Source organism: Marinomonas sp. UCMA 3892, from assembly GCF_012726345.1.
Lineage (GTDB): Bacteria > Pseudomonadota > Gammaproteobacteria > Pseudomonadales > Marinomonadaceae > Marinomonas.
In genome coordinates this window covers 1-13,191 of sequence record NZ_PTXN01000022.1, presented here as the reverse complement: position 1 = coordinate 13,191, position 13,191 = coordinate 1, and the positions used below count along the sequence as shown (strand labels likewise).

The following is a 13,191-nucleotide window of genomic DNA, read 5'->3' as shown; positions in this document are numbered from 1 at the left end:
CCAGCGAATGCTGGCGTTTGTTTATAGCATTAGGCTTGATGTTACGACAGATGCTTGAGTAAAGCTTCTACGCTTTCTTTTGCATCGCCAAATAGCATGCGAGTATTTTCTTTAAAAAATAGCGGGTTCTCAACACCAGCATAACCTCGGCTCATGCCTCGTTTAAGCACTATAGTTTGTTTTCCGTGCCAAGGCTCCAGTACTGGCATGCCAGCAATAGGGCTGTCTGGTTCTTCATTTGCAGCAGGGTTTACTATGTCATTAGCCCCAATAACGATAGAAACATCAATGTTTTTAAAGTCATCATTGATCTCGTCCATTTCATACACAATATCGTAGGGAACATTGGCTTCTGCTAGTAGAACGTTCATATGTCCAGGCATGCGTCCTGCTACAGGGTGAATACCAAAGCGTACATTTACGCCCTTGTCACGAAGTTTTTTGGTAATTTCATACACAGTGTGTTGAGCTTGAGCGACGGCCATACCATAGCCAGGTAAAATCATTACTTCTTTGGCATCAGCTAATGCTTGTGCTGCTTCTTCGGCTTGAATTTCGATAATGGTTCCCTGTACCTCAGTACTTACCTTGGAGTTTCCTTTTGCCGCTTTACTGCCGCCAATACCACCGAGAATGACATTAAGGAATTTACGGTTCATGGCGCGGCACATGATGTAGCTTAGAATCGCGCCACTACTACCGACCAAGGCCCCAATAACTATTAGTAGATCGTTGCCTAACATAAAACCCATTGCCGCGGCAGCCCAACCGGAATAGCTGTTTAGCATAGAAACCACGACGGGCATATCAGCACCACCAATAGCGATCACTAAATGAGCGCCAAAAATAAAGGCTAATAGAGTGATAATAGCGAGATAGTTAATGCCCTCAGCCGCACCTACTTGAGCAAATAGAACAATCAAATACACTACAGCAATAAAGATAAGTAAATTGATTAAATGGCGAGCAGGTAGTCTAAGTGGCTTGCCAGATACCTTGCCGCTCAGTTTTAGATAAGCAACTAATGATCCGGTAAAAGTTACTGCCCCGATGAAAATACCTATCGCAGTCTCAACATCGTGTATCCGTTGAGCTATCAAAGACTCATATTGCTCATGACCTATTGCATTCGCGAAGCCAACAAACACTGCAGCTAAACCAACTAGACTATGAAGAATTGCTACCAGCTCTGGCATTTGTGTCATTTCAACACGTTTTGCAAGTAACCAACCAATAATACTGCCAGGTACAATGCCAAGTAGCAGTAATTGATAATTATCTGTTACTGCGCCTGCAATAGTGATAACGACCGCGAGTGCCATACCCAGCATGCCATAAATATTACCGCGTCTTGCGCTTTCTTGGTGACTTAGTCCGGCTAAGGCCATGATAAACAACGCGCTTGCTCCTATATATGAAGCTGTCATTATTCCGAAGTTCATTATTTATCTCCTATTTGCGGAACATTTTCAGCATGCGATGTGTTACAGCAAAGCCGCCCACAATATTGATACTGGTAATAAAAATTGCCATCGCTGCTAGTATAGATACGATTGGACTGTCACTTGATACTTGTGTAATAGCGCCAATTACAATAATGCTACTAATCGCGTTAGTTACGCTCATAAGAGGTGTATGAAGAGAATGACTTACGCCCCAAACCACCATGTAACCAACAAAGCATGACAATACAAAAACCGTCATGTGAGCCATGAATTCCGCTGGTGCTATAGAGCCCAAGCCAAGCAACAATGCGCCAGTTATAAGCACCGGAACAAGAAAACCAAAAGCACTCGGTTTTTTATCTTTCGGCTTCACTTCACTTTTTTCGGGTTTTAATTGTTCACTTACATCTGCCTTTGGTGCGGCGGAAAGTCGTGGTGCTGGTGGTGGCCAGGTAATGCTGCCATCTTTAACCACAGTTGCTCCACGAATCACTTCGTCTTCCATGTTTAATTCTATTTGACCATCTTTATTTGGACATAACTCGGTAAGAAGGTGGTAGATGTTTGTCGCAAACAATTGGCTGGATTGAGCGGCCATTCGGCTAGGTAGGTTGGTGTAGCCGATGATAGACACGCCGTGTACGTCAATAACTTTATTGGCCTGTGTTAAGCGACAGTTACCACCAGTCTCAGCAGCAAGGTCAACGATGACGCTACCTGGTTTCATTGAGCGAACCATGTCTTCTGTAATAAGTTCTGGCGCTGTTCTACCTGGAATTAATGCAGTAGTAATGATTATGTCGACGTCTTTTGCTTGTTCAGCAAATAGCGCCATTTCGGCAGCAATAAATTCGGCGCTCATGGTTTTCGCGTAACCACCTTCACCGCTACCATCTTCGTCTTTAAAATCTAATAATAGAAATTCGGCATTCATACTTTCAACCTGTTCTTTTACCTCAGGTCGAGTGTCGAATGCGCGAACAATGGCACCCATGCTTTTGGCTGCGCCGATCGCCGCTAAACCAGCTACCCCTGCGCCAATAACAAGAACTTTGGCTGGGGGGACTTTTCCTGCAGCGGTAATTTGACCAGTGAAAAAACGACCAAAGTGCTGGGCCGCTTCCACTACAGCCCGATATCCGGCAATGTTTGCCATCGAACTAAGGACGTCCATTTTTTGTGCTCGTGAAATGCGTGGTACAGCATCCAGTGCCACCACATTGGTGCCGCGCTCGGACAGTTGCTGAAGTTTGCTGGCATTTTGTGCTGGGTGTATAAGACTAATTAGAGTTTGATTTTTCCCTAATAGCTCAACGCCATAAAAGCCAAGTTCTGGGTGTTCAACAGGAGGACGTACTTTTATTAAGATATCAACGTCATGCCAAAGTTTCTTGGTATCTTGCGTTATTTCGACACCCACTTCTTTGTATGTGTCGTCTGAATAAGATGCAGCAACACCGGCACCGCTCTCCATTATAATATCAAACCCTAATTGCTTCACTTTGGAGGCAATAGAGGGGGTCATGGCGACTCTTAGTTCGCCTTCTTCTATCTCTTTTGGGATTCCAATTTTCATATTCATGCCGTTATTGTTGTTTGAGTATGCCTGTGTGTCCGCCAGTTATAATTGGAGGATACTGCCTATTGGTTTCTGCTTAAGGTGCTGCTATAGAAACGAAGGTAATTAAAAACCAGCTGCATGCTGTGATATTGCATAACAGCGTCAACAGCTGTTGTTATAACGACGTTTTATTGACTTAGCGGTATTTATAATTTGGGGTTACAATCCATTTCAACTTGGCTTGGCTTACTTATAGAGTAAGTAGGGTATCTAGCATTATAAAATGTCGTAATAAGATAAGTTGGATGAAGGTGGATGTGCGATCCTGCGGCATTAAACACTGTAAATGTCCTAGTATGACGTGTCTGGATCTCGACATTTCATGATGATAAGAAACCGATAGTATTGTCTAAAAATTATGACGTATGATTTTTAGATTTAAATGCTAACGTACGTTTTATATTAATAAGTACTACAATAAAGTAACACTCCCGCCTGAATTTGAGTTTTTCTATCAATAAGGCGGTGGTAGGAGGAATTATAATAATGACTACACCGAGATTCGTGACTTGGGAACCTTCCATCGGTCAGGCTATCATTGAAGAGTTTAAGGCAAAACCGGGGGCTTTATTGCCGCTTTTGCATGCTATTCAAGATCGCTTTTCATACATTCCAGAAGACGCAGTAGCGTTAATTGCTGGCGCCTTAAAGTTAAGTCGTGCAGAAGTTCATGGTGTCATCAGCTTTTACCATCATTTTCGTACCAAACAACCTGGGCGTCATGTGGTTGAGGTTTGTCGTGCTGAAGCTTGTCAAGCAGTAGGAGCTCGTCATTTAGAGGCTTATGCAAAAAGCATTTTGGATGTCCAGTACCATCAGACTACAGCTGATAATAATATTACCTTGGAGCCTGTTTATTGCTTGGGGAATTGTAGTTGTGGTCCTTCAGTGCGCGTGGGTGATGAAATTTATGCAGAAGTAGATACTCAACGTTTTGATGAATTGATAGAAAGCCTTAAAACCGAACGTTTGGAGGTTCAATAATGGTTCAGCGTATATATATACCTTCTGATACGACCGCAAAGGCATTAGGGGCAGATCGGATTGCTAAACTAATAGATATCATGGCAAATGATCAAAACATTGAGTTGGATATAAAGCGTAACGGAACACGTGCATTATATTGGCTAGAGCCTTTAATTGAGGTGGATACCGCGCAAGGTCGTTTTGGTTTTGGTCCGGTGAAAGAAGCTGATTTAGAGTCGCTGTTTGCTGCTAAATTTTGGCAAGGAGACGTCGAGCATCCTTTAGCACTGGGGTTGGTTGATGATATTGCTTACCTCAAGCATCAGCAGCGCCTGACATTCGCACGAATCGGCGAAATAGATCCTTTGTCTTTGAGTGACTATCAAAAGCTTAATGGCTTTAACGGTCTTAAAAAAGCCCTAACTATGGACTCGCAAGCATTGGTCGATCAGGTTAAAGAGTCCGGTTTGCGTGGTCGAGGTGGTGCCGCATTTCCAACGGGTATTAAGTGGCAGACAGTGTTAAATGCGCCATCAGAACAAAAGTACATTGTTTGTAATGCTGATGAAGGTGATTCAGGCACGTTTGCAGACCGTTTGGTCATGGAATGCGATCCCTTTATGTTGATTGAAGGGATGATTATTGCTGGCTTAGCCGTTGGGGCAACTCAGGGCTATATTTACTTACGTTCTGAATACCCGTTAGCTTATAAAACACTCAATCAAGCTATTGGGTTGGCTTATGGGAATAACTTGCTTGGTCGCGATATTCAGGGTAGTGGCAAGCATTTCGATTTAGAAGTTCGTCTTGGTGCTGGGGCTTACATTTGTGGTGAGGAAACCTCATTGCTTGAAAGTCTTGAGGGTAAGCGCGGATTGGTACGTGCTAAACCACCACTGCCAGCGATTGTTGGCTTGTTTGGTCAACCAACTGTCGTCAATAACGTATTATCTCTTGCTGCTGTTCCTTTCATATTAGATCAAGGAGCCAAGGCATATGCAGATTGCGGTATGGGGCGCTCTCGTGGCACCTTGCCTTTTCAGTTGGCAGGTAATGTGAAGCGAGGTGGGTTGGTTGAATTAGCATTCGGACCAAAGCTCAGTGAGCTAATGTTTGATTTTGGTGGCGGCACTCGCAATGGACGACCGCTACGCGCTGTTCAGGTTGGGGGGCCTTTAGGGGCTTATCTTCCTGAGTCCCAATGGGATACTCAACTTGATTATGAAGAGTTCGCTAAAGAAGGAGCTGTACTAGGTCATGGTGGTGTAGTGATGTTTGACGACACTGTTGATATGAGTGAACAGGCACGATTTTCAATGGAATTTTGTGTGGCGGAGTCTTGCGGTAAATGTACACCTTGCCGTATAGGTTCTACTCGCGGCGTTGAAGTTATTGATCGCATTCGTGCTGGTGTAAACGTGAATAGTAATATTGAGCTACTAGAGGATCTATGTGAAACCATGGTAGACGGTTCTTTATGTGCGATGGGCGGCATGACACCGTTCCCAGTGCAAAGTGCCATGAAACATTTTAGAGATGACTTTATGAAGAGCACGGTTTCAGCCACGAATACGGAGGAGGTCTAGTCATGTTGCAATATTTTGATCCAAATAAAGATTACGGGACGCCCGCCTCACTAAGTGAGAAGCTGGTAACGTTAGAAATTGATGGTGTTGAAACCTGTGTTCCTGAAGGGACGTCGGTGATGCGCGCAGCGGCTTTAGTGGATATTAATATTCCTAAATTGTGTGCGACCGATAATTTAGAAGCTTATGGTTCATGTCGACTTTGCGCAGTGCAAATAGAAGGGCGTCGTGGTACGCCTGCGTCATGTACTACGCCGGCTGAACAAGGCATGAAGGTTTGGACCCAAAACGAAAAGTTAGCCAAGCTTCGCCGTAATATCATGGAACTGTATATTTCTGATCACCCTCTTGATTGCTTGACATGCCCTGCGAATGGCGACTGCGAATTGCAAGATATGGCAGGTGCTGTCGGCCTAAGAGAAGTTCGCTACGGCTTTGATGGGGAGAACCACCTAGACGCACCGAAAGATACGTCAAACCCATATTTCACCTTTGATGCCAGCAAATGTATTGTCTGTTCACGCTGCGTACGCGCTTGCGAAGAAGTTCAAGGCACCTTCGCCTTGACGATTGATGGTCGTGGTTTTGACTCAAAAGTTTCTGCTGGGCAAAATGAATCTTTCCTTGATTCTGAATGTGTGTCTTGTGGTGCCTGTGTGCAGGCTTGCCCAACGGCAACATTGTCTGAGAATTCGATTATTGAATTGGGACAGCCAGAACATAGTGTTGTGACTACTTGTGCGTATTGTGGTGTTGGTTGTTCATTCCGAGCCGAAATGAAAGGTGATCAACTTGTACGCATGGTGCCTGATAAAGGTGGTGATGCAAACCATGGTCACTCTTGTGTGAAAGGACGTTTTGCTTTTGGCTATGCGACACATAAAGACCGTATTAAAGCACCAATGATTCGTGATTCTATCGACCAACCTTGGAAAGAAGTTGGCTGGGAGGAAGCAATTAGTTTTGCCGCTCGACGTTTGAAAGACATTCAAGCTGAACATGGTCGTGAAAGTATTGGTGGTATCACATCTTCACGTTGTACCAATGAAGAAACTTACCTTGTACAAAAACTAATTCGTGCGGCATTCGGTAATAACAACACGGATACATGTGCCCGTGTTTGTCATAGCCCAACAGGTTATGGGTTAAAACAAACCTTAGGTGAATCCGCCGGAACACAGACATTTGATTCAATTATGAAGTCTGATTGTGTGTTAGTTATAGGTGCAAACCCAACTGATGCCCACCCTGTGTTTGGCTCCATGATGCGTCGTCGTTTACGTGAAGGTGCAAGTTTGATTGTTGCAGATCCACGTGAAATTGATTTATTGAAAACGCCACATCTTGGAGATTCATTGCATCTACCATTACGCCCAGGCTCTAACGTCGCTATGGTTAATGCGTTGTCTCATGTTGTTATCACTGAAGGTTTAGAAGACGCCGATTTTATTGCGAAACGCTGTGAAACCGATGCTTATGCGAAATGGCGTGCTTTTATTTCTGAATCTCGTAATTCGCCAGAGGCGGTGGAAGAAATTACAGGCGTGTCAGCTGCTGCTGTACGTGAAGCTGCTCGTAAATTCGCTAAAGCGCCTAATTCTGCCATTTACTACGGTTTAGGTGTTACAGAGCATAGCCAAGGGTCTACCATGGTAATGGGGATTGCTAACCTTGCATTAGCAACAGGTAACATTGGTCGTGAAGGTGTTGGTGTTAACCCATTACGCGGTCAAAATAACGTACAAGGTTCTTGTGATATGGGCTCGTTCCCGCATGAGTTACCTGGTTATCAGCATGTGTCTGATCCAATCGCTCGTGGTCGCTTTGAAGCGGTATGGGGCGTGAAATTAGACGATGAGCCAGGCTTGCGCATTCCAAACATGTTTGATGCTGCTATTGCCGGCCAGTTCCGAGCTTTATACGTTCAGGGTGAGGATATTGCACAATCTGATCCTAATACCCAGCACGTTGAAGCAGCTTTAAAAGCATTGGATTGCCTGATTGTTCAGGATATCTTTTTGAATGAAACGGCGAAGTTTGCTCATGTGTTATTGCCTGGCTCTTCTTTCCTTGAAAAAAACGGTACCTTTACGAACGCAGAGCGTCGTATTAACCGTGTACGTAAAGTAATGCCAGCTGTTGCAGGAAAAGAAGACTGGGAAGTAACCGTAGATCTTGCAAATGCTTTAGGTTATTCAATGAGCTATAACCACCCATCTGAAATTATGGATGAAATTGCCTTGTTAACACCAAGTTTTGCAGGCGTAAGCTATGAAAAGCTCGATAAACATGGCAGTTTGCAATGGCCATGCAATGATGAGTTTCCTATTGGATCTCCAATTATGCATATGGAAAGCTTTCCAATGCCTGAAGGTAAGGGGCATTTTGCGATTACTGAGTTTGTGCCAACCACAGAACGAGCAAATCGAAAATATCCTTTACTGTTAACTACTGGGCGCATTTTGAGTCAGTACAACGTTGGAGCACAAACGCGTCGTACGGACAACCAGACATGGCACGATGAAGATATTTTGGAACTTCATCCTCATGATGCGGAAGAGCGTGGTATCAGTAGTGGTGATTGGTTGGGAATTAGTAGTCGAGCTGGGCATACAGTATTACGAGCGCGGGTTAGTGTGCGCATGCAACCAGGGGTGGTATATACCACGTTCCATCACCCTGGAAGTGGTGCCAACGTAATTACCACCAACAACTCTGACTGGGCGACAAACTGTCCAGAGTATAAAGTTACGGCAGTACAAGTTGAGAAGGTCTCTCAACCCTCAGAATGGCAAAAAGATTTTGTGGCGAATCATCATCGTCAACACAAGTTTTTAGCAGAAGCCTCGGTAGCTGCTAGCAGTGATGAGTAATAAATAAACTGATAGGGTTGGCCTTATATTAGGTCAGCCACTATTGGTCATTATAATTAGACAGCTGTAGTGAGAGTTGTATATGCATCAGACAGAACAAGAGCATTTAATTGATATGATTAATCAGATTGCTGTTAATAATATCAGTCTCGGTGATGATTCAGTTATTGCCGATATGATTGCAGGGCATGTTAAGAAATTTTGGCCGCGTCGTATGAAAGTCATTTTAAATGATTATATAGTCAATGATGGAGGAGAGCGTCTTCATCCTGCTGCGTTGTTGGCAGGTAAAAAGTTGGCCGAAGAAGGTTGATAATGGGAAGTAAATAAATCTTAGAAAGTTAAGGGTTTATATTTGCTATCACAAAAAACGCCAGCTTATGCTGGCGTTTTTTGTGATAGATGTGGCGATATTAAATTAAAGTGCTTGAAGGGCTTTTATACGGTCTTCAATCGGTGGGTGGCTTGAAAAAAGCTCGCCCATTGTTGGTGTTTTTCCACGACGAATGCCAAATGCAAGCATAGAGTCTGGCATACGGCTTTCTTCATGCTCTTGCTGTAGTCGAGCAAGAGCTGCAATCATAGCGCCTTTGCCTGCCAATCTAGCACCGGCTTCGTCCGCTCTGAATTCGCGAAAGCGCGAGAACCACATAACGATCATAGATGCCAAAATACCAAATACAATCTCAAATACGAATGTTGCTATGTAGTATCCCCAGCCGACTGAGCCTTCATTATCATCTTTTCGCAGGAACTGGTCGACAGCATAAGCGGCGATACGAGCAAAAAACATAACGAAGGTATTTACGACGCCTTGAATCAAAGAAAGCGTAATCATGTCACCGTTTGCAACATGGCCAATCTCATGACCCAGCACAGCTTTAATTTCATCTGGTGAGAAACGATCTAGCATGCCGCTAGATACAGCAACTAGAGCATCATTTTTGTTCCAGCCTGTCGCGAATGCATTGGCTTCGTGTGCAGGAAAAATCGCTACTTCTGGCATTTTAATGCCAGCTTTTTGCGAAAGTTCTTTCACTGTATCAAGTAGCCATACTTCTTTATGATTGCGTGGTTGTTCAATAACAACTGCGCCTGATCCACGTTTTGCCATCCATTTTGAAAGAAGAAGTGAGATCAAACTGCCCGTAAAACCGAATACACCACAGAAAATAAGCAGTGACGTGAAGTCTAGGCCATTGCTGGTCATGTAACCATTAACGCCTAAAAGGCTTAAGACAATACCTGCTACCACCATGACAGCTAAGTTTGTCAGTAAAAACAGAATAATACGCATCACTATGCTCCTTAAAAGACTGTTAAGGAGCATAGTAGGGCTTTATTGGATTATTTCAAGAGAGGATTAACGCTTTCTTAATCGACTAAGAAATGCAGCAAACCTATCCATGGCGGGTGTTAGCTCCTCAATATGAGGAAGAAAGACAAAGCGGACATGGTCTGGTGTTGGCCAGTTGAACCCTGTGCCTTGAACTATAAGTACTTTCTCTTCTCGCAAAAATTGCAGAACAAGATCCATGTCATTTTTAATTTTATACATTTTCGGATCGAGTTTAGGGAATAAGTACAGGGCGCCCTCAGGCTTATGGCAGTGAACGCCCGGGATCGAGTCCAGTGCTTCCCATGCAACCTTGCGTTGCTCATAGAAGCGACCTCCAGGGACTATTAACTCATTAATGCTTTGGTAACCCCCTAATGCTGTCTGAACGGCATGCTGAGCTGGTACGTTGGCACACAAGCGCATAGAGCTAAGTATGTCTAAGCCTTCTATATAATCACTGATTCCGCTTCTGTCACCTGTAATCACCATCCAACCGGAACGAAAGCCTGCTGTGCGATACACTTTAGATAGGCCGCCAAAGGTAATGCAGGGAGCACGGCCTTCTGTCAAAGTGGCAGTAGGTATGTGCTGAGCTTCGTCATAGAGGATTTTGTCGTATATTTCATCTGAAAAGATCAGCAGATTATGTTCTTCTGCAAGATTAATAATGGATTCAAGAATACCTTTTTCATAAACCGCACCTGTTGGGTTGTTTGGGTTAATGATGACAATGGCTTTAGTTTTGTTAGAAATTTTCGAACGAATATCGTTAATATCAGGCTGCCAACCTGAACCCTCGTCACACAAATAGTGTTTAACGTAGCCGCCGGCTAATGTTGCTGCAGCAGTCCAAAGAGGATAGTCCGGTGCTGGAATTAGAATTTCATCTCCATCGTTTAATAGACCTTGCATGGCCATGACGATAAGTTCGCTGACGCCGTTCCCCATCCATACGTGATTAACGTCGGCAGATTTAATACCCATTGCCTGATATTTTTGCATGACTGCCTTACGGGCAGAAAAAAGACCTTTGGATTCGCAGTACCCTTGAGCGGTTGGCAGGTTGCGAATGACATCTACTAATATTTCGTCAGGTGCTTCAAAGCCAAACGGTGCAGGGTTGCCTATGTTTAGTTTGAGTATGCGTTGACCTTCTTCTTCCATGCGTACAGCTTCTTTTAGGACTGGACCACGGATTTCATAACATATATTGGCTAGTTTGTTTGATTTACGAATTTGCACCACTTTATCCTTACTGCAGCTGGACGGAGAAAATACTAACTTTACTCTTTACTTGAGCGCATTCAAGGTGAGTACTTGATATATAGGTAAAAAAATAGTCTTGATGTGTTTATGTTCTAGATGAGCTGAGTGAGTAGTGGGCATTGATAGTAATTAAAAGGCCAAACTGATGCGTCATCAGTTTGGCCCTTTGGTTTTATTTATTTTGCATTCAAATAACACTCCGTCCTTGAGTGAGTTTTATTTAAGTAGGGCGATAATATTTGGATCACTCAAGAGGCGATTAACTGTTTGGCTGGCAAGTGCGTTCATGTCATCTTGGATTGCTTGTTGATAAGGCATAGTGCCGTACTCTCTAACTTTTTGAGATCCATAGTTAGCTTTATAGGTTTGACCTTTGGCAGCTAGTGTTGCTTTTAACTCAAATTCTAAAGTGGCGACTGTCTTTAATGTTTCTACTTTAGTTGTGTAACTCATTTTAGTGATTTCGATTTGCAGATCAGCCGCCGGCATGAGCCCTTGGTCTGGAGTGAAGCCCATTTTACGTAAGCCACTTAGTACGCTGTCCTTAACACTTTGTTTTACATCATTTGTTGTGAAAATGTCAGCTCGTTCATTAATACCTGTTTTAATTGAACCAACGGCATTAGTCAGTTTTGTGCTGGTGGTCACGTCTATAACTCTCTCGTTAGAGAGGGTTGCAGTTTTAACGTTTTCTTGCGGAGTGATGCTTATATAGTGCGTTGTAGAGCAGCCTGCTAATAAAAGCGTTGAAAGGGATAGGGTTAGAAATAGTTGTTTGTTTAGCATAATAGCTCCGATCAGATTGATTTCTAAAGCGACTTTTTTTCTAAGTAGCTTAAATTAATGAAAAAAAATGTTGATTTTCAGATTGGTAACAGTAATATACGCACCCGCTCACACAGCAAGATTAAAACGTTGTCCCATTCGTCTAGAGGCCTAGGACACCGCCCTTTCACGGCGGTAACAGGGGTTCGAACCCCCTATGGGACGCCATCCTTTCACAGGGCTGGCTGTATAGTCTACATAAAATTAGTGCTGGTTGAGAAGTTTTTTGCGGGAATAGCTCAGTGGTAGAGCACAACCTTGCCAAGGTTGGGGTCGCGAGTTCGAGCCTCGTTTCCCGCTCCACTTTCTTTAAGTAGAAAGTTTGAAAAGAAGATAGTTATAGCTCTATAAAAGCTAAATTGTGTCCCATTCGTCTAGAGGCCTAGGACACCGCCCTTTCACGGCGGTAACAGGGGTTCGAACCCCCTATGGGACGCCACTTTTAAATCAGTCTTGCAATTAGGCAAGTTTGATAAAACAGTCCACTCGTTTATGCGAATAAAGAGTAGGGGTGTTAGAAATGCGGGAATAGCTCAGTGGTAGAGCACAACCTTGCCAAGGTTGGGGTCGCGAGTTCGAGCCTCGTTTCCCGCTCCACTTTCTTTAAGTAGAAAGTTTGAAAAGAARATAGTTRTAGCTCTATAAAAGCTAAATTGTGTCCCATTCGTCTAGAGGCCTAGGACACCGCCCTTTCACGGCGGTAACAGGGGTTCGAACCCCCTATGGGACGCCACTTTTAAATCAGTCTTGCAATTAGGCAAGTTTGATAAAACAGTCCACTCGTTTATGCGAATAAAGAGTAGGGGTGTTAGAAGTGCGGGAATAGCTCAGTGGTAGAGCACAACCTTGCCAAGGTTGGGGTCGCGAGTTCGAGCCTCGTTTCCCGCTCCACTTTCTTTAAGTAGAAAGTTTGAAAAGAAGATAGTTATAGCTCTATAAAAGCTAAATTGTGTCCCATTCGTCTAGAGGCCTAGGACACCGCCCTTTCACGGCGGTAACAGGGGTTCGAACCCCCTATGGGACGCCACTTTTAAATCAGTCTTGCAATTAGGCAAGTTTGATAAAACAGTCCACTCGTTTATGCGAATAAAGAGTAGGGGTGTTAGAAATGCGGGAATAGCTCAGTGGTAGAGCACAACCTTGCCAAGGTTGGGGTCGCGAGTTCGAGCCTCGTTTCCCGCTCCACTTTCTTTAAGTAGAAAGTTTGAAAAGAAAATAGTTGTAGCTCTATAAAAGCTAAATTGTGTCCCATTCGTCTAGAGGCCTAGGA

At 43.8% G+C, this 13,191-nt stretch carries 9 protein-coding genes and 8 tRNA genes; 12 read left to right on the top strand and 5 right to left on the bottom strand.

The features are described 5' to 3' along the window. Window positions 1–41: 41 nt before the first annotated feature. Window positions 42–1,442 (bottom strand): NAD(P)(+) transhydrogenase (Re/Si-specific) subunit beta, encoded by a 1,401-nt coding sequence (locus tag B6N13_RS21225; protein WP_012069979.1) that lies wholly within the window; start codon window positions 1,440–1,442, stop codon window positions 42–44. Between the two features lie 10 nt (window positions 1,443–1,452). Beyond that, window positions 1,453–3,021 (bottom strand): Re/Si-specific NAD(P)(+) transhydrogenase subunit alpha, encoded by a 1,569-nt coding sequence (locus B6N13_RS21220; protein ID WP_048814002.1) that lies wholly within the window; start codon window positions 3,019–3,021, stop codon window positions 1,453–1,455. A 531-nt stretch (window positions 3,022–3,552) separates the two neighbouring features. On the opposite strand from B6N13_RS21220, the gene B6N13_RS21215 reads away from it, so the two are divergent. The 4 genes from B6N13_RS21215 (at window position 3,553) to B6N13_RS21200 (ending at window position 8,804) form a co-directional block, all read left to right on the top strand. After that, window positions 3,553–4,050, top strand: coding sequence for a formate dehydrogenase subunit gamma (locus B6N13_RS21215; protein WP_012069977.1), 498 nt, complete (start codon window positions 3,553–3,555; stop codon window positions 4,048–4,050). Continuing rightward, window positions 4,050–5,618 carry an NADH-quinone oxidoreductase subunit NuoF gene (locus tag B6N13_RS21210; RefSeq protein WP_169460522.1) on the top strand — a complete coding sequence of 523 codons (1,569 nt, stop codon included), beginning with the start codon at window positions 4,050–4,052 and terminating at the stop codon, window positions 5,616–5,618. The genes B6N13_RS21215 and B6N13_RS21210 overlap by 1 nt, the downstream gene beginning before the upstream one ends. 2 nt (window positions 5,619–5,620) lie before the next feature. Further along, window positions 5,621–8,491: a formate dehydrogenase subunit alpha gene (gene fdhF / locus B6N13_RS21205; RefSeq protein WP_169460521.1), complete on the top strand. Its 2,871-nt coding sequence runs from the start codon at window positions 5,621–5,623 to the stop codon at window positions 8,489–8,491. Window positions 8,492–8,573: 82 nt separating this feature from the next. Beyond that, entirely contained in the window at window positions 8,574–8,804 is a 231-nt protein-coding gene (locus B6N13_RS21200; RefSeq protein ID WP_012069974.1) for a formate dehydrogenase subunit delta, read from the top strand. 105 nt (window positions 8,805–8,909) lie between these two features. Here B6N13_RS21200 and htpX read toward each other — a convergent pair whose 3' ends face one another. From htpX to B6N13_RS21185, 3 genes are all read right to left on the bottom strand, one after another. Beyond that, complete coding sequence (gene htpX / locus B6N13_RS21195; RefSeq protein ID WP_169460520.1) at window positions 8,910–9,791, bottom strand: protease HtpX; 882 nt, start codon at window positions 9,789–9,791, stop codon at window positions 8,910–8,912. Between the two features lie 63 nt (window positions 9,792–9,854). Beyond that, window positions 9,855–11,072, bottom strand: a complete 1,218-nt coding sequence (locus tag B6N13_RS21190) for an aminotransferase class I/II-fold pyridoxal phosphate-dependent enzyme (RefSeq protein ID WP_083766335.1) — start codon at window positions 11,070–11,072, stop codon at window positions 9,855–9,857. A 240-nt stretch (window positions 11,073–11,312) separates the two neighbouring features. Further along, window positions 11,313–11,882 carry a YajG family lipoprotein gene (locus B6N13_RS21185; RefSeq protein WP_012069971.1) on the bottom strand — a complete coding sequence of 190 codons (570 nt, stop codon included), beginning with the start codon at window positions 11,880–11,882 and terminating at the stop codon, window positions 11,313–11,315. Between the two features lie 131 nt (window positions 11,883–12,013). Here B6N13_RS21185 and B6N13_RS21180 point away from each other — a divergent pair. The 8 genes from B6N13_RS21180 to B6N13_RS21145 all read left to right on the top strand — a co-directional run bounded on the left by B6N13_RS21180 (window position 12,014) and on the right by B6N13_RS21145 (window position 13,106). Continuing rightward, window positions 12,014–12,089, top strand: a tRNA-Glu gene (locus tag B6N13_RS21180). A 60-nt stretch (window positions 12,090–12,149) separates the two neighbouring features. Continuing rightward, a tRNA-Gly gene (locus tag B6N13_RS21175) sits at window positions 12,150–12,224 on the top strand. Window positions 12,225–12,284: 60 nt separating this feature from the next. Next, a tRNA-Glu gene (locus B6N13_RS21170) sits at window positions 12,285–12,360 on the top strand. Window positions 12,361–12,443: 83 nt separating this feature from the next. Continuing rightward, window positions 12,444–12,518, top strand: a tRNA-Gly gene (locus B6N13_RS21165). 60 nt (window positions 12,519–12,578) lie between these two features. After that, a tRNA-Glu gene (locus tag B6N13_RS21160) sits at window positions 12,579–12,654 on the top strand. 83 nt (window positions 12,655–12,737) lie between these two features. Continuing rightward, window positions 12,738–12,812 (top strand) — tRNA-Gly (locus B6N13_RS21155). Window positions 12,813–12,872: 60 nt separating this feature from the next. Next, window positions 12,873–12,948: transfer RNA gene (locus B6N13_RS21150), tRNA-Glu, on the top strand. Window positions 12,949–13,031: 83 nt separating this feature from the next. Further along, window positions 13,032–13,106: transfer RNA gene (locus tag B6N13_RS21145), tRNA-Gly, on the top strand. Window positions 13,107–13,191 lie beyond the last annotated feature (85 nt).

Coding starts and splice junctions, on each gene's coding strand:
- B6N13_RS21225 (WP_012069979.1), bottom strand. CDS start 1,442: ATGAACTTCGGAATAATGACAGCTTCATATATAGGAGCAAGCGCGTTG.
- B6N13_RS21220 (WP_048814002.1), bottom strand. CDS start 3,021: ATGAAAATTGGAATCCCAAAAGAGATAGAAGAAGGCGAACTAAGAGTC.
- B6N13_RS21215 (WP_012069977.1), top strand. CDS start 3,553: ATGACTACACCGAGATTCGTGACTTGGGAACCTTCCATCGGTCAGGCT.
- B6N13_RS21210 (WP_169460522.1), top strand. CDS start 4,050: ATGGTTCAGCGTATATATATACCTTCTGATACGACCGCAAAGGCATTA.
- fdhF (WP_169460521.1), top strand. CDS start 5,621: ATGTTGCAATATTTTGATCCAAATAAAGATTACGGGACGCCCGCCTCA.
- B6N13_RS21200 (WP_012069974.1), top strand. CDS start 8,574: ATGCATCAGACAGAACAAGAGCATTTAATTGATATGATTAATCAGATT.
- B6N13_RS21185 (WP_012069971.1), bottom strand. CDS start 11,882: ATGCTAAACAAACAACTATTTCTAACCCTATCCCTTTCAACGCTTTTA.